1 protein-coding gene and 1 pseudogene are annotated in these 24,059 nt (G+C 73.6%); both read right to left on the bottom strand.

The annotated features are described in order from the left end of the window. Positions 1–5: 5 nt before the first annotated feature. Positions 6–3,995, bottom strand: coding sequence for a non-ribosomal peptide synthetase (locus tag OG570_RS35320; RefSeq protein ID WP_326953254.1), 3,990 nt, complete (start codon positions 3,993–3,995; stop codon positions 6–8). Further along, positions 3,992–24,025, bottom strand: a pseudogene (locus OG570_RS35315) (non-ribosomal peptide synthase/polyketide synthase); the annotation flags it as partial. The gene OG570_RS35320 and the pseudogene OG570_RS35315, both read right to left, overlap by 4 nt. Positions 24,026–24,059: the final 34 nt, after the last annotated feature.

The raw sequence follows: 24,059 nt of genomic DNA, 5'->3' as shown, positions 1-24,059 counted from the left end.
CTCCTTCACTCGTCGGCGGTCACGGCCAGCCCGGCCAGCACGGCCGCCGCCAGCTCCGCCACGTGCGGCGGTTCGACCATGTCCCAGTGGTGCCCCGAAACCGGCGTCACCGTCAGCTCGCCGCGCGTGCGGGCGCGCCAGCTCTCCGGGCGCACCTCCGGGCGGCCCTTCACCGGGTGGGTGCCGGTGGAGGTGATCAGGTGGATGCCGGTGTCGACCACCGCGCGGCAGCGGTAGGCCTCGACCGCGTCCTTGCCGGCCAGGTAGACCCGGGCCATCTGCTCGACCACGGCGTTGCCCGCGACTTCGGAGACCATGCCGCGGTCACGGGCCTCGGCGAGCATCTCGTCCAAGGTGTCAGTGCTTGCCGCGCCCGGCTCGAGCTTCAGGATCGCCTCGCCGAACCAGGCCAGCGGGTCGCTGGTGTCGATGTCGGGCAACGGGTTGCCGTAGTCGTCGACGCCGAGGACGGTCGCGTCGATGACGCACAGGTGCTCGACCGCGCGGCCCGCTTTCTCCAGCTGCGCGGCCATTTCGAAGGCCACCGACCCGCCCTGCGACCAGCCCGCGAGCCGGATCGGGCGGTCCCCGGCGACCGGCAGGAGGTCGGCGACGAACCGGGCGGCCAGCTCCTCGATGGTGTGGACCGGGTCCTCGCCGGGCGCGAAGCCGGGCGCCTGCAGGCCGAACACCGGCAGCGCCGGGTCCAGCTCGGCGACCAGCTGCAGGTAGGGGAACGGGCTGCCCGCGGTGGGCGGCAGCAGGAACAGCGGCGCGACGCCGGTGCGGCCGGGCGAGAGCGGCACGACCAGTCCCCCGCCGCTGTCTCCGGCGCGGATGTGGTCGGCCAGCGCCCGCACGGTCGGCGCGCGGAACACCTCGGCCAGCCCGACGGTGGCGCCCAGTTCGGCGGCGATCCGGTCGACCAGCACCACGGCCAGCAGCGAGTGCCCGCCGACCTCGAAGAAGCCGTCGGTGACGCCGACGCGGCGGCCGAGCAGGTCTTCCCACAGCTTGGCGAGCGCCATCTCCAGCTCGTCACGCGGCAGGACGCCGGACGTCGAGACCGGCGTGGCGTCCGGTGTGGGCAGCGCGACGCGGTCGATCTTGCCGTTGGACGTCAGCGGCAGCGTGTCCAGCGTGGTCAGCGTCGACGGGACCATGTACTCCGGCAGCCGCTCGGAAAGGTGGGCCCGCAACGCGTCGGCGTCCACTGTGGACGGTACGACGTAGCCGGCGAGGGCGCCGTCGCGGACCACGGCGACCGCCTCGGTGACGCCGGGGCCGCCGACCAGCGCGGCCTCGATCTCGCCCAGTTCGATGCGGTAGCCGCGGACCTTGACCTGGTGGTCGGTGCGGCCGACGAACTCCAGCCGCCCGTCCGGCAGGTACCGGGCCAGGTCACCGCTGCGGTAGAGCCGGCCCGGGCCGAACGGGTTGGGCACGTACTTGGCCGCCGTCAGGCCCGGGCTCCCGGCGAAACCGCGGGCGACCCCGGCACCGCCCGCGTAGAGCTCGCCGGTGACGCCGACCGGGACCGGGCGCAGGTGCTCGTCGAGCAGGTAGACCTCGGTGTTCCAGATCGGCCGGCCCACCGAGATCGGCGTGCTGACGCACTCGGCGGCGGGCAGCAGGTTGATCACGTTGGCCACGGACGTCTCGGTGTGGCCGTACTCGTTGGCCACGACGACTTCGGGTGCGTTCTCGCGCCAGAACTCCAGGGCCTCGGCGGTGAGCTGCTCGCCGCCGACGACCAGGTGCGCGGCCGCGGCCGCCGCCTCGGGCTCCAGACAGCGGCGCAGCGGTTCGAGGTGGGCCGGGGTGAGCTTGACGAAACTGAACTTCCGCCCGCTGGACAGCACGTCCGCCAGGCCGGCGACCGGGTGCTCGTCCTCCGGGACCAGCGTCACGGTCGTGCCGCACAGCAGCGGCAGGAACAGGCCGGTGACGGTGAGGTCGAAGGCGAGCGAGGAGTGCACGGGCGCGCCGTCGCCCTCGTCGGCGCGGTAGGCCTGGCGGCACCAGTCGAGATAGTGCAGCACGCCGCGGTGGCTGATCATCACGCCCTTGGGCCGGCCGGTGGAGCCGGAGGTGTAGATGACGTAGGCGAGGTTCTCCGGGTCGACGACCGGGTCCTGCCACGGCGCCGGGTCGTCGGCCACGGCCTCGTCCGCGAAGACGACGACCTCGCCGAGGTTCTCCTCGGCGTACCGGCGGGTGGTGACGAGCACGCGGGCGCCGGCCTGGCGGAGCATGTACTCCTTGCGGTCCTGCGGGTAGGCCGGGTCGAGCGGGATGTAGTGGCCGCCGGTCTTGAGGACGGCCAGCAGCACCGGCAGCAGCAGCGGGCCGCGCTCGCAGAGGACGCCGACCGGGGTTTCGACGCCGACGCCCTCGGCGCGCAACCGCTGGGCCAGCCGGGTCGCGCGGGCCTCCACCTCGGCGTAGGTCAGCTCGACCGCGCCGCAGCGGACGGCGATGGCGTCCGGGTTGGACAGCGCCTGTTCGGCGATCCGGCCGTGCAGGGTGCCGCGCAGGTAGGGCTCGGCGGTGGCGTTCCAGGTGTTCAGGAGCAGCGTGCGCTCGTCGGCGCCGAGGACGTCCACTTCGGACAGCCGGGCGGCGGGGCGGGCGGCCAGCTCGGTGAAGAGGCGGACGAAGTGCTCACCCATCCGCGCCATCCGGACCTGGTCGAACAGCGCCGTCGCGTACTCCAGCACGCCGGCCACGGAACCGTCGGCCTGGCGGACGAAGGAGATCATCAGGTCGAACTTCGCCGTCGACGACTCCTGGTCCACCGACGACACCGTGAGGTCGCCGAGTGCGGCTTCGCCTTCGGAGGCGTCGTAGACGGCGAACATCACCTGGACGACCGGGGTGTGCGCGAGGTCGCGTTCCGGGGCGAGCTCCTGGACGAGCCGTTCGAAGGGCAGGTCCTCGTGGGACTGGTCGGCCAGCCGCGCCACCTTGACGCGCTCGGCCAGCGTCGCGAAGTCCGGGTCGCCGGAGAGGTCGCCGCGGGCGACGACGGTGTTCACGAAGAACCCGACCATGTGCTCCAGCTCGGCCCGCGACCGGCCGGCGACGGGGGTGCCGACGGCGATGTCCTCGCGGCCGGTGTGCCGGCCCAGCACCACGTACGCGGCGGCGAGCAGCGTCATGAACGGCGTCGCGCCGACGGCTTTGCCCTGGTTCAGCACGGCTTCCGCCGCGGGTGCGGGGATGGTGAACCGGACCGACGCGCCGTGGTGGTCGCGGGTGGCCGGACGCGGCCGGTCCGCCGGCAGCTCGAGCGTCTCCAGGCCGGCGAGCCGGTCCTTCCAGTAGGCGAGGTCGGCGTCGTGGACGTCCAGCCGGGACTGCTCCCAGACGGCGAAGTCCGCATAGGACAGTGCGATCGGCGGCAGTTCGGCGCCGGTGTAGAGCTTGCGGAGGTCGTCGAGGAGGACCGGCAGGGACCAGCCGTCGCAGGCGATGTGGTGGACGTTGAGCGCCAGCACGTGCCGCTGCGGCGTCTCGCGGACCAGCATGGCCCGGAACACCGGGCCGTTGGCCAGGTCGAACGGGCGGCCGACGTACTCCGCGAGCACCGCGTCGACGTCGCCTTCGACCACCGGCAGCTCGACCGGGGCCGGGGCACCGATGACCTGACGCGGCTTGTTGTCCTCGGCGACGTAGGTGGTGCGCAGGATCTCGTGCCGCGCCACCAGGGCGTCGAGGGCGCGCTGCAGGGCGTCGACGTCGAGATCGCCGTCCAGGCGGAGCAGGAGCGGCACAGCGTACTCGGCGCTGTCCGGGTCTAGGCGGTCGAGGAACCACAGCCGCTGCTGCCCGGCCGAGAGCGGCAGCGGGACGTCGCGGTCGGCGCGGCCGAAGGTGCGGACCGGCGCGGTGGTGCGTCCACGCAGCCGCCGGGCGAGCACCGCGGCCCGCAGCCGGGCCGCCCGATCGGCGTCAACAGCGTCGCCGGCGGGGCGGGTGTCGAACGTGGTCATGCGCTGGCCTCCTCGGTGAGGGAGTCGAGGAGCTCCTGCTCGGACATGCCGGCGAGCTCGGCCTCGATCTCGGTGTGGACCACCGCGGCGAGCGCGGTGACCGTGGTGGTCTGGAAGAGCACGGGCAGGGAGAGGTCCACCCCGAACGCGGCCTGCAGCCGCATGCGGACCTTGGCGGCGAGCACGGAGTGCCCGCCCAGCGCGAAGAAGTCGTCGCCGAGCCCGACGCGGGGCACGCCGAGCACCTCGGCCCAGATGTCGGCGATCAGCTGCTCCTCGGGACTGCCGGGGGCGACGTAGTCCGCCGTCTCCTCGGCCGGTTCGGGCAGCGCGGCCCGGTCGAGCTTGCCGCTGGCGTTGACCGGCATGGCGTCGAGCACGACGAACGCGGACGGCACCAGGTGCTCCGGCAGGCGCTGGGCCAGGAAGGTCCGCAGGTCCGCCGGGGTCACCTCGCCGACGACGTACGCGACCAGGCGTTTCTGTCCGGCCGGGTCGGGTTTGGCCAGCACCACCGCGGCCGTGAGGGCCGGGTGGGCCCGCAGCGCGGACTCGACTTCGCCGAGTTCGATGCGGAAACCGCGGATCTTGACCTGGTCGTCGGTCCGGCCGAGGAACTCCAGGTCCCCGGTGCGGGTGCGGCGGACGAGGTCGCCGGTGCGGTACATCCGCCCACCGGCCGGGTTCGCGACGAACCTGCTCGCGGTGAGCCCCGGACGGCCGAGGTACCCGCGGGCCAGGCCGGGGCTGGCGACGTACAGCTCCCCCGCGACGCCTGGTGGCACCGGCTGGAGCCGGTCGTCCAGCACGTACGCCTGGGTGTGCTTGAGTGCACGGCCGATGGTCACCTGCCGGCCCGGCACCAGCGGTTCGCTGACCGTGGAGACGACCGTGGCTTCGGTCGGGCCGTACATGTTGAGCATCCGGCGGCCCGGTGCCCACTTCGCGACCAGCTCGGGCGGGCAGACGTCGCCGCCGACGACGACCGTGCGGAAGTCCGGCAGGTCCGGATCCTCCACCGTGGCCAGGGCGGCGGGCGGGATCAGCGCGTGCGTGACGCGTCCTTCGGCGAGGACGTCCCGCAGCTGGTCGCCGAGCAGCGGTCCCGGCGGCGTGACGACGAGTGCGGCGCCGGTCATCAGGGAGGCGCACAGTTCCAGCACCGAGGCGTCGAAGCTCGGCGACACGTACTGCAGGACCCGGTCCCCCGGGCCGACTTGGTAGGCGTCGATGGTGTTGGCCACCAGTGTGCCGAGGCCGGCGTGGCTGACGACGACGCCCTTCGGCCGTCCGGTGGAGCCCGACGTGTAGATCACGTACGCCGCGTTCTCCGCCTTGACCTCGACGTCCAGCGGACCGTCGTCCATTGTGGACTCCGGCAGCTCGCGGAGGGTGAGCACCGGGTCGGCGTCGTCGAGCATGTAGCGGATGCGCTCCTCCGGGTAGCTCGGGTCGACCGGGAGGAACGCGGCCCCGGTCTTGACGACCGCGAGCTGCGCCACGACCAGGTCGGCCGAGCGCGGCAGCAGCAGCGCGACCACCGTCTCCGGCGCGGCACCGCGAGCCTGCAGCACGCGGGCCACGCGGTTGGCCGCCGCGTCCAGTTCGCCGTAGGTGAGCGAGTCCGGTCCGGCCAGCACGGCCGGGGCGTCCGGACAACGTCGCACCTGGGCTTCGATCAACCCCGCGAACGTCCCGCCGGGAGCGGTGCCGTCGAGCGGGGTGGCCTCGGCCGCGTCGAGCATTGTGACTCGCTCCACCGGGCGTTGCGGTTCGGCGGCGAACCCGGTCAGGAGCCGGACGTACCGCTCGGCGAACGCGGCGACCGTCTCCTCGTCGAACAGCGCGACGGGGTATTCGAGGACGCCGTCGACCGCGCCGGTGGGCTGCTCGCGCAGCACCATGGCGAGGTCGAACTTGGCCGCGCCCGTCTCGATGCCGAGGGGCTCGCAGTCGAGGTCACCGAGTGCCCAGCCGCCTTCGGAGACGGTCTGCAGCGCGAACATCAGCTGCACCAGAGGGTTGCGGCTCGGGTCGCGCTCGGGCCGCAGCTCGGCGACGACGCGGTCGAACGGGACTTCCTGGTGACTGAAGGAGTTCAACGCCGTCTCGCGGACGCGTTCCACCAGTTCGGTGAAGCCGGGCGAGCCCGTCAGGTCCGCGCGCAGGGCGAGCGTGTTGACGAACTGGCCGATCAGCCGCTCGGTGTCCGGGTGGTCGCGACCGGCGACCGGGCTGCCGATCGCGAACTCGCGGAGGCCCGTGTGCCGGGAGACGAGCACCTGGAACCCGGCCAGCAGCGTCATGAACAGGCTGGCCCGGGCTTCCGCACCCAGCTCGCCGAGCCGGGTGGCCAGCTCCGCCGGGACGCTGAACTCGTACCGCGCGCCCCGCGGGTCGCGCACCGCCGGCCGGGGCCGGTCGGCGGGCAGCTGGACGACCTGCGGGACCCCGGACAGCTGCGTCCGCCAGAACGCGACGTCCGCTTCGGTGGGCTGGGACCAGGTCGCGACGTCGGCGTACTGCACCGGCAGCGGCGCCAGGTCGATGCCCGCGTAGAGGTCCCGGAGTTCCTCGGCGAGGATGCCTTCGGACCAGCCGTCGAGGACGATGTGGTGCGCCGACAGGACGAGCACGTGGTCGTTCACGGCCAGCCGTCCGAGCGCCGCGGAGAACACCGGACCCGTGGCGAGGTCGATGGGCCGCGCCGCCACGAACGGCTCGACCGCGGCGATGTCGGTGACCGGCAGCGGGACCGGCCCGGCCGGGTCGACGACCTGCTTGGGTTCGCCGTCCAGCTCCACGAACCGGGTTCGCAGGATCTCGTGCCGCTCGACCAGCTTCGTCAGGGCTGCGGCGAGGGCGTCGACGTCCAGGGTGCCGCGCAGGCGGACCGCGTTGGGCACCAGGTATTCCGCGCTCGACGGCGCCATCCGGTCCGCCAGCCACATGCCGACCTGGACGCCCGCGAGCGGTGCCGGGCCGTCGGGCCGCTTCGGGATGGCCTGGAACTCGCGGCGGGTGGCGCGGGCGACGGCGTCGGCGAGTTCCGCGACCGTGGGCGAGTCGAAGATCAGCCGGATCGGGATGTCCGCCGAGAGCCGTTTGCGCAGCTCGGCGACCACCCGCACGCCCAGCAGGGAGTGCCCGCCCAGGTCGAAGAAGTTGTCGTCCGCGCCGACCCGCTCGACGCCGAGGACGTTCTGCAGGACTTCGGCGACCAGCTCCGCGACCGGCCCTTCCGGCGCCCGGTACTCGGCGCCGGCCGCGGCGGGCGCGGGCAGGGCCTTGCGGTCGATCTTGCCGCTGATGGTGGTCGGGAACTCCGGCAGGACGCTCAGCGCCGTCGGCACGAGGTAGACGGGCAGCCGCTCGCGCAGCTGCTCGCGGACCTCACCTTCGGTGAGGGTGACGCCGGCCTGCGCGGTGACGTACCCGGCGAGGCGCTTGTCGCCCGGCGACGGCTGCCAGACCGTCACCGCGGCTTCGCGCACCCCGGGCAGTTCGAGCAGCACCTGCTCGACTTCGCCGGGCTCGACGCGGATGCCGCGGATCTTGACCTGCGAGTCTTGGCGGCCGAGGAAGGTCAGCGCGCCGTCGGGGGTGCGCAGGCCGCGGTCGCCGGTGCGGTAGAGCCGCTCGCCGGGGACGAACGGGCTGGCCAGGAACGCCGCCGCCGTCTTGCCCGGGTTGCCGAGGTAACCGCGGGCCAGACCGACGCCGCCGATGAAGAGGTCACCGGGGACGCCGACCGGGACCGGCCGGAAGTGCTCGTCGAGGACGTGGATCTGGTTGTTCGCGATCGGCGACCCGACACTGACCGAGCCCGCGCCGTCGAGGTCGGACCGGAGGCATTCGCGCATGGTCGAGTCGATCGACACCTCGGTGGCGCCCCACTGGTTGTGCAGGGTCGCGTTCTCACCGAGCCGGTCGAAGAACAGCTTCAGCAGTTCCGGCTGGAGTGCCTCGCCGCTGGTGATGACGTTGCGCAGCGGCTTGAGGGCCGCGCGGTCGGCCGGGGTGAGCTGCTCCAGGAACAGCGTCAGCATGCTGGGCACGAACTGCAGGTTGGACACCTGGTGGCGGATGGCGCCTTCGAGGATCGCGGCCGGGTCGCGGTGCAGGCCCGGCGGGATCAGCGCGACGCGACCACCGACGATGAGCGGCCACAAGCATTCCACGGCCGCGTCGTCGAACACGAGCGTCGTCTTCTGGAGGACGCCCTCGCCCGGCTGGAGGCGGTAGGTGTCCTGGTGCCAGCGCAGCCGGTTGACCCAGCCGCGGTGGGTGCTGGCGACGCCCTTGGGCTTCCCGGTGGAGCCGGACGTGTAGTAGATCGAGACCAGGTTGTCGGGGTGGGTGGTGTCTGCCAGGTGCTTCGCTTCTCCGTCCAAACCGGACACTTCCAGGAAGACGACCTCGCTGTCCTGGGGCGTCGACGCGCCCGCGTTGACCAGGCAGACCGGCGAGTTGGCGTCGCCGAGGATGCCGAGCACCCGCGGTTCGGGCGCGTCGGTCTCGATCGGGACGAACGCGCCGCCGGCCTTGAGGATCGCGACCAGGCCGACGATCAGGTCGATCGAGCGGTCCATCCGCAGCCCGACCGGGACGTCCGGGCCGACGCCGTGCTCGACCAGCCGGGCCGCGAGGACTCCGGCCCGGCGTTCCAGCTCGGCGTAGTCGATGTGCTCGTCCAGGTACTCGACGGCGACCGCGTCCGGCGTCTGCGCGGCCTGCTGCGAAATGAGGTGGTGAAGGCAGACGTCCTCGTCGTAGGCCACGACCGTGTCGTTGACGCCGTTGATCAGGTGCTCGCGTTCGGTCGTGCCGAGGAGGTCCAGCTCGCCGACCGGGGTTTCCGGCGCGTCGGCGATCCGTTGCAGGAGTGTCGTGAAGTGGCCGGCCAGCCGCTCGATCGTGGTGGTGTCGAACAGCGCGGTCGGGTACTCGAAGATGCCGGTCAGCGCGCCGTCGGTGTCCTGGGCGAGGGCGAGTTCGAGGTCGAACTTGCTGACCCGGCTGTCGACGGCCAGCCGCTCGACGGCCAAGCCCGGCAGCGCCCACCCGGCCTCGTCGTTGTTCTGCAGCGCGAACACGATCTGCACCAGCGGGGTGCGGGTGAGGTCGCGTTGCGGGCGCAGCAGCTCGACGATCCGGTCGAACGGGACGTCGTCGTGGTCGAACGCGGCCAGCGTGCTGGTGCGGACCCTGCGCAGGAGTTCGGTGAACGCCGGGTCGCCGGTGAGGTCCGCGCGCAGCGGCACGGTGTTGACGAAGTGCCCGACCAGGGCCTCGGTCTGCGGGTGGCTGCGGCCGGACACCGGGGTGCCGATCGCGAAGTCCCGCATGGCCGTGTAGCGGCCGATGAGCACCTCGAACGCGGCCAGCACGGTCATGAACAGGCTCGCGCCGTGCCCGGCACCGAGCGCCGTCAGCCGGCCGACGACCTCCGCCGGCACGTGCACCGGCGTCTTGGCACCGGCGATCTCCCGCACGAGGGGCCGGGGCCGGTCGGCAGGCAGTTCCGCGACGTGCGGCATCCCTTCGAGGGCCGCCCGCCAGAAGGCGAGCCCGGCTTCGTCGGACGCGGCGGCCTGCCACGCGGCGACGTCGCCGAACTGCACCGGCAGCGCGGCCGGCCGGCTCCCGGCGTAGTGGTCACGCAGCTCGGCGGCCAGCACACCCATGGACCAGCCGTCGGCGACGATGTGGTGCAGGCACAGGACCAGCACGTGCTCGCCGGCCGACACCCGGCCGAGCGCGGCCCGGAACACCGGACCGTTTTCGATGTCGAGCGGCGTGTCCACCTGGGACCGGACGAACGCCTCGACGTCGGTCACGTCGGTGACCGGGAGCGGCATCGGCCGCACCGGCTCGACGACCTGGGCGGGCTCGCCCCCCTGCTCGACGAACCGGCTGCGCAGCACCTCGTGCCGCGCCACCAGCGCCGACAGCGCGTCGGTGAGCGCTTCGACGTCGAGGTCACCCTCGATCCGCAGTGCCAGCGGCACCAGGTACTCCGCAGACCCGGGAGCGAGCCGTTCGGCGAACCAGAGGCCGCGCTGCACCGGCGACAGCGGCGTGCGCGCCGACCGGTCCCGGGCCGGGATCGGCTCGAAGTCCACTGTGGACGCTTCCGGCACCAGCCGGGCCAGCGACGCGATCGTGGGCGCCTCGAACAGGGCGCGGACGCCCAGCCGGACGCCGAACTCGGTGCGCATCCGGCCGGTCACCTTGGCCGCCAGCAGCGAGTGACCGCCGAGCGCGAAGAAGTTGTCCTCCACACTCGGTGCCGGGATGCCGAGGACGTCGGCCCAGATCGCGGCCAGCGTGACCTCGGTGGCCGTCCGGGGCGCGACGTGCCCGGCGCTGATCCGGCGCGGTGCGGGCAGGGCGGCCTTGTCGAGCTTGCCGTTGGCCGTCCGGGGCAGTGCTTCCAAGGGCACGATCGCCGACGGGACCAGGTGGTCCGGCAGCTGCGCGGCGGCGTACTCGGCGACCGCGGCCGGGTCGGCGGTGCCGACGACGTAGGCGACTAGGAGCCCGTCGCGAGCGACCACAGCGGCCTGCGTGACGCCGTCGTACCGGGCCAGCACCGCCTGGACCTCGCCGGGTTCGACGCGGAAGCCGCGGATCTTGACCTGGTCGTCGGCGCGGCCGGCGTACTCCAGCACGCCGTCGCCGTTCCACCGGGCGAGGTCGCCCGTGCGGTACAGCCGCTCCCCCGCGCCGAACGGCGACGCCACGAACCGCTCGGCGGTCGCGCCGGGCTGCCCGAGGTACCCGTGGGCGGTGCCGACGCCGGCCAGGTACAGCTCGCCGACCACACCGGCGGGCGTGGGCTGCAAAAGCGTGTCGAGGACGTAGGCGTGCTTGCCGGTGAGCGGCCGCCCGATCGGGACCGGGCCGTCGACCGCCGTGACGGTGTGGAAGGTGCTGAAGCCCATGGTCTCGGCCGGGCCGTAGCCGTTGATCACCGCGACCTGCGGGTACGAGTGCAGCACCTTCGCCAGGTGCGCGGGTGACGCCGCTTCGCCGCCGGTCATCGCGCGGCGGACCGTCGCGAACACCGCCGGGTGCTCGTCGACCAGGAAGTTGAACAGGCTGGCCGAGACGTCCAGGACCGTTACGTCGTGCGCCAGCACCAGGTCCTCGATCAGCGCCGGGTCGGGGCGCTGGCCGGGCTGCAGCACGACCTGGCCGCCGGCCATGAGCGGGCCGAGCAGCTGGGTGCCGAACGCGTCCCACGAGACCGGCGCGCACTGCAGCCAGACGTCGTCCGGGCCGAATCCGGCGTAGTCCTGGCCGGTGAGCGTGCCGGCGACCGCGCGGTGCGGGGCCGCGACGGCCTTGGGGACGCCGGTGGAGCCGGAGGTGAACATGACGACGGCGAGGTCGTCCGGGCTGCCGGGCAGGCCGAGGACACTGCCGTCGCGGACGGCGATGGCGGCCGCGTCGGCGACGACGTCGATCCGGCGCCAGGGCAGCTCACGTCCGTCGGTGAGGACGAGCGCGGCCGACGTCCGGCGCAGCGCCCCGACCAGGCGGTCGGCCGGGAAGTCCGTGTCCAGCACGGTGTAGGCGGCGCCGGTCTTGAGGACGGCGAGCAGCGCGACGGCCAGCCGCGGGGTGCGGCCGATGTGGACGCCGACCAGGTCACCGCGGCGGACGCCCTCGGCGACGAGGTGCCGGGCCAGCCGGTTGGCTTCGGTGTCGAGGTCCCGGTAGGTCATGCGCGAGCCCTCGAAGACGAGCGCGATCGCGTCCGGCGCCCATGCGGCCTGCCGCTCGACCAGCTCGTGCAGCCGCATGGCGGGCGCGGTCACCTCAGTGGTGCCCTGCGCCAGAAGTCCGGCGCGCTCGTCACTGGTGAGCAGGTCGAGGGCGGTCACCGGGACGTCCGGAGTGGACACGGCGGCGGTCAGGAACCGGGCGAACCGGGCCGCGATCGCTTCCGCCGTCGAGGCGTCGAACAGGTCGGCCGCGTACTCCAGCTGGCCGGTCAGCCCGGCCGGGGTGCCGTCGGCGGCGCGGTTCTCCTCGACGCCCGCGGTGAGGTCGAACTTCGCGACGTCCCGCTGGACCGTGACGGCCTCGGCGGCCAGGCCGGGCAGCCGCAGTTCCCCGGCGACGTTGTTCTGCAGCACCAGCATCACCTGGAACAGCGGGTGCCGCGACGCCGACCGAGTGGGGTTCAGTTCTTCGACGACCCGCTCGAACGGGACGTCGGCGTGGGCCAGCGCGGCGAGGCCGGTGTCGCGGACGCGGTCCAGGAGCTGCCGGAACGTCGGCTGCCCGGAGACGTCGGTGCGCAGCACGAGGGTGTTGACGAAGAACCCGGCCAGGTCGTCGAGCGCGGTGTCGCCGCGGCCGGCGACGACGGCGCCGAGCGGGACGTCGTCCCCGGCGCCGAGCCGTGAGAGCAGCGCGGCGAACCCGGCCTGCAGCGCCATGAACAGCGTCGCTCCGCTGCCCCGGGCCAGGTCGGCCAACGCCGCGTGAACGTCGGCGCCGAGTGCGAAGTCCACGGCGCCGCCGCGGTGGCTGGCGACAGCCGGGCGGACCCGGGCGGCGGGCAGGGCCACCTCTTCGGGGGCTCCGGCGAGTGTGGAGCGCCAGAAGGCGAGCTGCCCGGCCAGCTCGGCCTCGTCGAGGACGTCGCGCTGCCAGAGCGTGTAGTCCGCGTACTGGACCGGCAGCGGCGCCCAGCCCGGGGCTTCACCGGTGAGACGCGCGGCGTAGGCCGTCGACAGGTCACGCAGCATCGGCGCGGCTGACCAGCCGTCGCTGGCGATGTGGTGCAGGACCAGCAGCAGGACGTGGTCGTCGGCGGCGATCTCGACGAGGTGGGCCCGCAGCGGCAGCTCGGTCCGCAGGTCGAAGACGTGCGACGCGGCCGCCGAGAGCACACCCGGCAGTTCGTCCTCAGTGGACTGCGTGAGAGTCCACGGCACCGAAGGCGCGGTCAGGATCTCCTGCCACGGCTCACCTTCGTGCGACGGGAAGACCGTGCGCAGGGCTTCGTGCCGCTCGACGACGTCGGCCAACGCTGCCTGCAGCGCGGCGACGTCGAGGGTGCCGTGCAGCCGCAGGGCACGCGGGACGTCGTAGCCGGCGTTGGCCTCTTCGGCCTGGTCGACGAACCACAGCCGCTGCTGCGCGAACGACAGCGGCAGCCGCGCGGGACGGTCGCGGCGGGTCACCGGCGGCCGCGCCGGGGCGGCGTCGCCGAGCACCTCGGCGAGACCGGCGACGGCGGGCGTCCGGAACAGGTCGCGGATGCCCAGCTCGACGCCGAGGACGGCGCGGACGCGGCCGATCAGCCGGGCGGCCAGCAGCGAGTGGCCGCCGAGGTCGAAGAAACCGTCGTCGACGCCGACCTCGGGCAGCCCGAGCACCTCGGCGAACAGTCCACAGAGGACGTTCTCGGTGACGGTCCGCGGGCGCCTGGACGACGTCGCCGCGAAGTCCGGGGCGGGCAGGGCGCGGCGGTCGAGCTTGCCGTTGGCCGTCCGGGGCAGCTCGGCCAGCGGCACGATCGCCGAGGGCACCAGGTAGTCCGGCAGCCGGTCGCCGAGGTAGACCCGCAGCGCGGCGGGTTCGGCGGCGCCGACGACGTAGCCGATGAGCCGGCCGTCGCGGACGACGACCGCGGCCTGCTCGACGCCGTCGTGGCGGGCCAGCACGGCCTGCACCTCGCCGGGCTCGACCCGGAAGCCGCGGACCTTGACCTGGTCGTCGGCGCGGCCGACGTACTCGAGGACGCCGTCGGCGGTCCACCGCACCAGGTCGCCGGTGCGGTACATCCGCTCCCCCGCCGTGAACGGGTTGGCGACGAACCGCTCGGCCGTCGCGCCGGGCAGGCCGCGGTAGCCGTCGGCCAGGCCGTGGCCCGACAGGTACAGCTCACCCGTGACGCCGGGGGCGGCCAGGGCGAGGTGCGTGTCGAGGACGTAGGCACGCTTGCTGGCGACCGGACGGCCGATCGGGATGGCCGGGCCGCCGAGGTCGGCGGCGGTGATCGGGTGGAACGTCGTGTAGCCCATGCTCTCGGCGGGGCCGTAGCCGTTGATCAGCGCGACGTCCGGGTGCTCGCGCAGCGCCTTGGTCACGTGGGCGACGGACGCCGGCTCGCCGCCGGTCATCGCGCGGCGCAGCACGCCGAAGACCTGGGGCTCCTGGTCGAGCAGATAGTTGAACAGGCTCGCCGAGGCGTGCAGCACGGTGACGCCGTGCTCGACGACGAGCGCGGCGATCCGCTCGGGCTCGGGGTTCTGGCCGGGCTGCAGGACCGTGCGGCCGCCGTAGAGCAGCGCGCCGAACAGCTGCAGCGCAAAACCGTCCCACGACACCGGGGCGCACTGGAGCCACACCTGACCGGCGTCGAAGGTCGCGTAGTCCTGGCCCATCGTGGCGACGACCCCGCGGTGCGACGTCGCGACGCCCTTGGGCACGCCGGTCGAGCCGGAGGTGAACATGACGCAGGCGAGGTCGGCCGGGGTCAGCCCGACGTCCGGGTTCGTGCTGTCCGAGTGGCTCGGCGCGGTCGTCAGGACCCGCTGTACGCGGGCCTGCTCGGTGACCGCGGCCAGGCGCTCGGCCGGGTAGCTCGGGTCGAGCAGGGTGTAGGCGGCACCGGACTTGAGGACGCCGAGCACCGTGACGACGAAGTCGAAGCCGCGGTCCAGCAGGACACCGACGACCTCGCCGCGCTGGACGCCGTCGTTGAGGAGGTGGTGGGCGACCTGGTTGGCGCGGGCGTTCAGCTCGCCGTAGGTCATCGAGGCGCCGTCGAACAGGATCGCGACGGCGTCGGGATCCTGCCGTTCGACGATGGTGTGCAGGCAGTCCTGTGGCGTCGGAGCCAGGTCGAGCGCGTGGCCCGACGTCAGCACGAGGTCGCGGTCGGCGGCCGTGAGCACGTCGAACGCCGCGACCGAGGTCGTGGGCGCGTCGGCGATCTGCTCCAGCAGCCGGACGTACGCGCCGGCCAGCCGCTCGGCGGTGGCGGCGTCGAACAACGCGGTCGCGTACTCGAAGGCGCCGGTGATCCCCCCGCCGTTGCCGCGTTCCTCCAGGGCGGCGGTGAGGTCGAACTTGGCGACCGCGCGGTCCACCTCGTACGGCTCGACGTCCACACCGGACAGTGCGGGCGCGGCGCTGTCCTGCTGCAGCACCAGCATCACCTGGAACAGCGGGTGCCGCGACGCCGACCGGGCCGGGTTCAGCTCCTCGACCAGGCGATCGAACGGGACGTCGTCGTGCTCGAACGCACTCAGGTCGGTTTCCCGGACTCGGTCCAGCAGCTCGGTGAACGCCGGAGCGCCACTGACGTCGGTGCGCAGGACGAGGGTGTTGACGAAGAAGCCGACGAGGTCGTCGAGCGCCGGGTCGGTGCGACCGGCGACGGGGGTGCCGATCGGGACGTCGTCCCCGGCGCCGAAGCGCGCCAGCAGCGTGGCGAGGGCGGCCTGCAGGACCATGAATAGCGTCGCGCGCCGCCCGGCCGCCAGCTCCAGGAGTCGCGTGTGCAGCTCGGCCGGGATCGTGACGGCCGCGGCCCCGCCGGCGTGGTCCGCGGTGGCGGGCCGGACGCGGTCGTAGGGCAGGGCCAGTTCCTCGGGCAGACCGGCCAGGGCGTCCGTCCAGTACGCGACGTCGCTGTCGAGTTCTCGTTGCCACAGCGTGTAGTCCGCGTACTGCACGGGCAGCGGCACCCACTCCGGAGCGCGGCCGTCGAGCCGGGCCGCGTAGGCGTCGGCCAAGTCGCGCAGCAGCACCGGGATCGACCAGCCGTCCCCGGCGATGTGGTGGGTCAGCACGAGCAGGACGTGCTCGTCGCCCTCGCTGAACAGCCACGAGCGCACCGGCGGCGCGGCGGCCAGGTCGAACGGGGTGCGTGCGGCCTCGGCGACCGAGCCGGTGCCGACCTCGAACGGGACCCGGAACGAGTCGAGGATCACCTGGTACGGCCCGGATTCGTCCTCGGCGTAAAGGGTGCGCAGGGCTTCGTGGCGACCGGCCACATCGGACAGTGCGGCGGCGAGGGCGGAGGCGTCGACGTCGCCGCGCAGCCGCAGGGCGATCGGCATGTGGTAAGCCGTGTCGTCGGCGTCGAGACGGGCCAGGAACCACAGCCGTTCCTGCCCGGGGGCCAGCGGCAGCCGCGCCGGCCGCGGCCGGACGGTGATGGCCGGGCGCGCCACGACGGTGTCTCCGAGGCTGTCGCTCAGCCCCGCCACGGTCGGGTTCGCGAACAGGGCCCGCACGGTGACGTCGAGGCGGAGCGCCGCCCGGATCCGCCCGGCGAGGCGGGTGGCGAGCAGCGAATGCCCGCCCAGGTCGAAGAAGCCGTCGTCGATGCCGACCTCGGGCACGCCGAGGACCTCGGCGAACAGCTCGCACAGCGCGTGCTCACGGGCGTTGCGCGGCACCCGGCCGGTACCGCTCTCCACGGCCGGCGCGGGCAGGGCCTTGCGGTCGAGCTTGCCGTTCGGGGTCCGCGGCAGCTCGTCGAGCAGCACGAACGCCGACGGCACCATGTACCCGGGCAGGGCGGCCGCGACGTGCCGTCGCAGCGTCTCGACGTCGGCGGTGCCCACGACGTAGGCGACCAGGCGCTTGTCCCCGGGCCGGTCCTCGCGGACGACGACGGCGCGCAGCGCGACGGCCGGGTGCGTGGCCAGCACGGCCTCGATCTCGCCCAGCTCGATGCGGAAGCCGCGGATCTTGACCTGGTGGTCGACGCGGCCGAGGAAGCGAATCTCGCCGTCGCGGCGGCGGGCGACCAGGTCGCCGGTGCGGTACATCCGCTCGCCGGTGGCGAAGGGGTTGGCGACGAACCGGTCGGCGGTCAGGTCGGGGCGGCCGAGGTAGCCGCGGACGACGCCGTCGCCGGCGATGTACAGCTCGCCCGGCACACCCGGCGGCACCGGCCGCAGCGCGCGGTCCAGGACGTAGACCTGGGTGTTGGCGATCGCGGTGCCGATGGTCGGCGAGCCCTCGCCGACGCGGGCGGTGGTGGACCAGATGGTCGTCTCGGTGGGGCCGTACATGTTGGTGACCGACGCCGCCCGCGCCCGCAGCGCGAGGGCGAGGTCGTCGGGCAGCGCTTCGCCGCCGACCAGGACGTGCACGGCGGTGAGGTCGACCGGCTCGGCCAGCAGCGCGTGCCAGAGGCTGGGCGTGGCCTGCATGATCGTGACGCCGTCCTCGGCGAGGTCCGCCAGGGCGCGGCTGTCGCGGACGGTGTCCCGTCCGGCGAGCACGACGGTCGCTCCGGCCAGCAGGGGCGCGAAGATCTCCAGCCCGGCGATGTCGAACCCGACGGTCGTGACGGCCAGCAGCCGGTCGCCTGCGGCGATGCCGAAGCGGTCCACCATGTCCAGCAGGAAGTTCAGCAACGGCCGCCGGGGCACGACGACGCCTTTGGGGCGGCCGGTCGAGCCGGACGTGAAGATCACGTACGCCGGGCTGTCCGGAGACGCGGTCTGCAGCGGGTTGCACGCCGTCCCGATCTCCGCCTCGGCCAGCAGGACGTGGCGGGCCGGGTCGCCGGGCACCGCGCCTGCCTCGGTCACGAGCACGAGCGCCGGGTCGGCGTCTTCGAGCATCGCGGCGAGCCGGTCGGCCGGGTAGTCGAGGTCGAGCGCGAGGTAGCCGGCGCCGGTCTTCAGGACGGCGAGCATCGCGACGATCAGCTTTTCGTCGCGCGGCAGGGCCAGGGCGACGTACCGCTCGGGCCCGGCACCACGTGCAGCGAGGAATCGGGCGATCCGGTTGGCCTGGGCGTTCAGCTCGCCGTAGGTCAGCGTCACAGTGCCGAACTCCAGCGCGGGCGCGTCCGGCGTGCGGGCCGCCTGGGCCTCGAACAGCTCGATCACCGAGGTGTCCGGCAGCGGCGTCTCGGCGGATGCCTGCAGGAGGTCGACGCGCTCGGCGTCGGAGAGCAGGTCCAACCCGGACACCGGGACGGCGGGCGTGGCGACGGCGGCGGCGAGCAGGCGGGTGAACCGCTCGGCGAGGTCGGCGGCGGTGCCGGCGTCGAACAGGTCGGTCGCGTACTCCAGGAAGCCGCCGATGCCGGCCGGGGCACCGTCGGGGCCGGTGCTCTCCTCCAGGTTCAGCGTCAGGTCGAACTTCGCGGTCGCGGTGGCCACCGGGACGTCGGCCGCGGTCGTGCCGGGCAGCGCGAGGTTGGCCGCGACGTTGTTCTGCAGCGCCAGCATCACCTGGAACAGCGGGTGCCGGGCGGTCGAGCGAGCGGGGTTGAGGCGTTCGACGACGCGCTCGAAGGGAACGTCGGCGTGGTCGAACGCTTCGAGGGCGGCCTCGCGGACCCGGCCGACCAGGGCGGCGAAGCTCGGGTCGCCGCTGAGGTCGGTGCGCAGCACGAGGGTGTTGACGAAGAAGCCGACGAGGTCGTCGAGCGCGGCGTCCGGCCGGCCCGCGGACGGGGTGCCGACCGCGACGTCGTCGCCGGCGCCGAGCCGGGACAGCAGGGCCGCGAACCCGGCCTGCAGCACCATGAACAGCGTCGCGTGCTCACCGCGGGCCACGTCGAGGAGGCGGGCGTGCAGGTCCGCGTCCAAGGCCACCGGGAGCGTGGCGCCGCGGTGGGTCGCGACGGGCGGCCGCGGGTGGTCGAAGGGCAGGTTGATCTCGTCGGGCAGCCCGGCGAGGGCACCGGCCCAGTAGTCGGCGGAGCCGGTCAGGTCCTGCTGCCACAGCGCGAAGTCCGCGTACTGCACCGGCAACGGCGCCCAACCGGGAGCTTCCCCGCCGGTGCGGGCCGCGTAGGCGGTGGAGAGGTCGCGCAGCAGCGGGGCGAGGGACCAGCCGTCGCTCGCGATGTGGTGGGTGACGATGACCAGGACGTGGTCGTCGTCGGCGTGGCGCAGCAGCGCGGCGCGCACCGGGAGGTCGGTGGCCAGGTCGAACTCGCGGGCGGCGAACTCGTCGACGTCCGCCACGTCTTCGAACCAGGGCAGTTCGGTGAGCGCGCGGATCTCCTGGCGAGGGACGCCGTCGGTGTTCGGGAACACCGTCCGCAGCGACTCGTGGCGCTCGAGGACGTCGGCGAACGCGGCCCGCAGCGCGGGGACGTCGAGCGGGCCGCTCAGGCGCAGGGCGCGCGGCACGTTGTAGGCCGCGCCGGCGGCGTCGAGCTGCTCGACGAACCACAGGCTGCGCTGCGCCGCGGACAGCGGCAGCACCTCCGGCCGCGGCCGGACGGTGACGGCCGGGCGGGCGGCGCGGGCGGTGTCGAGCACGGTGGCCAGCGCGGCGACGGTCGGGGCGCGGAAGACGTCCGCGACGCCGATCCGGGCACCCAGCACCGAGCCGATCCGGGCGACGAGCCTCGCGGCGAGCAGGGAGTGGCCGCCGAGGGTGAAGAACCCGTCGTCGACGCCGACGGTTTCGATGTCGAGGACGTCGGCGAAGAGGCCGCAGAGGACTTCTTCGCGCGGGGTGCGCGGTGCGCGGCTCGTGCTCGTGCTCGTGTGCGCGGGGGCGGGCAGGGCCCGGTGGTCGAGCTTTCCGTTGGGTGTCAAGGGAAGGGTGGGCAGCAGCACGAACGCCGACGGCACGAGGTGCTCGGGCAGCCGCTCGGCCAGGTACCCGCGGAAGTCGGCCGGCTCGCCGACGACGTAGGCGACCAGGAGCTTCTGGCCCGGCCGGTCCTCGCGGACGACGACGGCGGATTCGGTGACGGCCGGGTGGGTGCCGAGCGCGGTCCGGATCTCCCCCGGCTCGACGCGGAAGCCGCGGATCTTGACCTGCTCGTCGGCGCGGCCGACGTACTCCAGGACGCCGTCGGCGCGGCGGCGCACGAGGTCGCCGGTGCGGTACATCCGCTCCCCCGCCGCGAACGGGTTCGCGATGAACCGGACGGCGGTGAGGTCCGGACGGCCGACGTAGCCGTCGGCGATGCCGGCGCCCGCGGCGTACAGCTCGCCGACGACGCCGGGGGCGACCGGCCGCAGCCGCTCGTCCAGGACGTGGGCGCGCTTGCCGTGCAGCGGCACGCCGATCGGGATCGGCGCCCCGGTGAGGTCGGCCGCCGTGATCCGGTGGCAGCTGACGAAGATCATGTTCTCGACCGGGCCGTAGGCGTTGGTGACGGTGAGGTCCGGGAACGTCGTCAGCGCCTTGGTGATGTGTGCGACCGAGGCGACCTCGCCGCCGGTGTAGACGTCGCTGACCTGCGTGAACACGCCCGGGTACTCGTCGAGCAGGAAGTTGAGCAGGCTGGCCGAGGCGAACATCGTGGTGACGCCGTGGCGCTCGACGAGGTCGGCGATGAGCGCGGGCTCGGGCTTCGGGCCCGGCTGCAGCACGCAGGCGGCGCCGGTGAGCAGCGCGCCGAACAGCTCGAACGCGAAGGCGTCCCAGGAGACGGGCGCGGTCTGCAGCCAGACGGCGCCGCCGTAGCCCTGGCCGAGAATGGTCGTGGCGACGGCTTCGTGCGAGGCGATGACACCCTTCGGCGTGCCGGTGGAGCCCGAGGTGAACATGACGCAGGCGGGTCCGGTGGCGGGCACGGCGAGGCCGGGGGCGGTCACCGTGGAGTCCACTGTGGACAGGTCGTCGAGCACCAGGGGCGCGTCGACCTGCTCGGCCAGCAGCTGACGGCGTTCGGCGGGGAACGACGGGTCCAGCAGCGTGTAGCCGCAGCCGGCCTTGAGCACGCCGAGGATCGCGGCGATGAGGTCCGGGCCGCGGTCGAGGCAGATCGCGACGATCCGGCCGGCCGGGACGTCCGTCAGGAGCGCGGCGACGCCGTTGGCGCGGGCGTCCAGCTCGGCGTAGGTGACGATCCGGTCCTCGAACAGCAGCGCGGTGCGGTCCGGGTTGCGGCGGGCGTGGCCTTCGACGACCTCGTGCAGGGTGACGCTCGCGGCGGCGGGCCGGGTCATCCCGCCCGCGACGGCCTGGGCGGTCTCGGTGGCGTCGAGCAGGTCGAGGTCGCCGATCCGGACGTCCGGGGTCGCGGCGACGGCGGCCAGGACGCGTAGCAGCCGGGTGGCCAGGGTGGCGGCGGTGGCGCGGTCGAACAGGTCGCTCGCGTATTCGAGCAGGCCTGTGAGTTCGCCGTCGCGTTCCTCGAAGATCGCGGCCAGGTCGAACTTCGCGTAGCCGATGTCGACGCGCTCACCGGTCGCGCGCACGCCGGGGAGGTCCAGTTCGGCGGCGAGGTTGTTCTGCAGCACCAGCAGGACCTGGAACAGCGGGTGGCGGCCGAGCGAGCGGGCGGGGTTCAGCTCTTCGACGACGCGTTCGAAGGGCACTTCGGCGTGTTCGAACGCGGCCAGGCACGTCTCGCGGGCCCGGCCGAGCAGCTCGCGGAACGTCGGGTCGCCGCCCGTCTCGGTGCGCAGCACGACGGTGTTGACGAAGAACCCGACGAGGTCGTCAAGGGCGGCGTCACCACGTCCGGCGACCGGTGAGCCGACGGGGACGTCGTCGCCGGCGCCGAGGCGGGTCAGCAGCGCGGCGAAGGCGGCCTGCAGGACCATGAACAGCGTCGCGCCGGACTCGGCGGCCAGCTCGGTGAGCTTGGCGCGCACCTCGGCGGGGACGTCCATCGGGACGACGCCGCCGCGGTGGCTCGCCACCGGCGGGCGGGGCCGGTCGGCGGGCAGCGGCAGTTCCTCGGGCAGGCCGGTGAGCGCGTCGCGCCAGTACGCGAGGTCGCTGTCGACGGGAAGTTCTTGTTGCCACAGCGTGTAGTCCGCGTACTGGACCGGCAGCGGTGCCCACGCCGGGGTTTCGTGCCGGGTGCGGGCGGTGTAGGCCTCGCCGACCTGGCGCAGCAGGGGCGCCATCGACCAGCCGTCGCAGGCGATGTGGTGCACGACCAGCAGCAGCACCGACGTCTTCACGGGGAGGGTGAACAGCGCGGCGTGGATCGGCAGTTCCCGGGCGAGGTCGAAGCTCTCTTCGGTGGCGGTGCGCAGATCGGCGGCGAGAGTGTCCTCTGTGGACTCCGCGAACGTCCACGGGACGTCTCCGGCGGGCCGGATCTGCTGCACGGGCTCGTCGCCGTGGCTGTCGAACACCGTCCGCAGGGCTTCGTGGCGGGCGACGACGTCGGCGACGGCGAGGCGCAGCACGTCGGCGTCGACCGGGCCGTCGAGGCGCACGGCCTGCGGGACGTGGTAGCCGGCGTTCCAGGTGTCGGCCTGGTCGAGGAACCACAGCCGGCGCTGGGCCGAGGACAGCGGCATCGGCTCGGGACGGCGGCGCGGGGTCAGCGGCAGGCGGGCGGGCGCGGCGGTTTCGAGGAGTTCGGCGAGGCCGGCGGGGGTCGGCGCGCGGAAGACGTCGCCGATCGCGGCCTCGACGCCGAGGGTCGCGCGGATCCGGGAGACGAGCTTCGCGGCGAGCAGCGAGTGGCCGCCGAGGGCGAGGAAGCCGTCGTCGATGCCGACGCCATCGACGCCGAGGATTTCGGAGAACAGCGTGCACAGCGCGGCTTCCCGCGGGGTGCGCGGGGCGCGGCCGGTGCGGGACGCCGTCCAGTCGGGGGCGGGCAGGGCCTTGCGGTCGAGCTTGCCGCTGGGGGTCAGCGGCAGTTCGGCGAGCACGACAAACGCGGCGGGCACCATGTACTCGGGCAGGTCCGCGGCCAGGGCCGTCCGCAGCGCCTCGACGTTCGGGGTGCCGCCGTCGGGGACGACGTACCCGACGAGGCGCTGGTCGCCTTCGCGGTCTTCGCGGGCCAGGACGCAGGAGCCGCCGACGCCGGGCTGGCGGTCGAGCACGGTCTCGATCTCGCCCAGCTCGACGCGCAGGCCGCGGATCTTGACCTGGTGGTCGGTGCGGCCGAGGTAGAGCAGGGCGCCGTCGTCGGTCCAGCGGGCGAGGTCGCCGGTGCGGTACATCCGCTCCCCCGGTACGAACGGGTTCGCGATGAAGCGTTCGGCGGTCAGGCCGGGCCGGCGGTGGTAACCGCGGGCGAGCTGGATCCCGGCGAGGTACAGCTCACCGGCGTCGCCGGGCGCGACCGGCCGCAGCTGCGCGTCCAAGACATACGTCTGCGTGTTCCACACGGGCCGGCCGATCGGGACCGCGCCGCCGTCGGCGCGGCACGCCCAGGACGTGACGTCGACCGAGGCCTCGGTGGGGCCGTAGAGGTTGTGCAGCTCGACGCCGGGGAGGGTGTCGAAGAACCGGGCCTGCAGTTCGGCGGGCAGGGCTTCGCCGCTGCACAGCACGCGGCGCAGGCCGGTGCAGCCGGCCGCGGCCGGGTCGAGCAGGAACGCCTGCAGCATCGACGGGACGAAGTGCAGGGTCGTGATGTGTTCGGCGCGGATCAGCTGGGCCAGGTAGGCGGGGTCGCGGTGGCCGCCGGGGCGCGCGACGACGAGCGTGGCGCCGGTCAGCAGCGGCCAGAAGAACTCCCAGACGGAGACGTCGAAGCTGGACGGCGTCTTCTGCAGCACGCGGTCTTCGGTGGTGAGGCCGTATTCGGCCTGCGTCCAGGCGAGCCGGTTGACGATCCCCTCGTGCGGCACCAGCACGCCCTTGGGGCGCCCGGTCGAGCCGGAGGTGTAAATGGCGTAGGCGAGATCCTGCGGAGTCGTCGTGGTTTCCGGCTCGGTGGCCGGGAACGCGGCGAGGTCGGCGTCGTCGAGGAAGCTCTGGGTCAGGACGACGGGGGCGGCGCTGTCGGCGACCATGAAGGCCAGCCGGTCGGCCGGGTAGTCGGGGTCGAGCGGGACGTAGGCGCCGCCGGCCTTGAGCACCCCGAGCAGGGCGATGACCAGGTCGAAGGAGCGGTCGACGCAGACACCGGTGAGGACGCCGGGGCCGACACCGCGGCCGATCAGGAGGTGCGCGAGCCGGTTGGCCCGCTCGTGCAGGGCGCGGTAGGTGAGGGTTTCGCCCTCGAAGACCAGCGCCGTCGCGTCCGGGGTGCGGGCCGCTTGCTCGGTGAGCAGCCGGGTGAGCGTGCGGCCCGCCTCCGGGACGTCGGTGGTGGTGTCGTTCCAGGCCGCCAGCAGCTGCCGGGTGTCGTGCTTCACGTAGATCAGCTCCAGTTCGAATCTGCCGGCGGGG

The organism is Amycolatopsis sp. NBC_01286 (genome assembly GCF_035982555.1).
Classification (GTDB): Bacteria; Actinomycetota; Actinomycetes; order Mycobacteriales; family Pseudonocardiaceae; genus Amycolatopsis.
The sequence above is the reverse complement of the archived record's forward strand: the minus strand, read 5'-3'. Positions and strand labels throughout refer to the sequence as shown.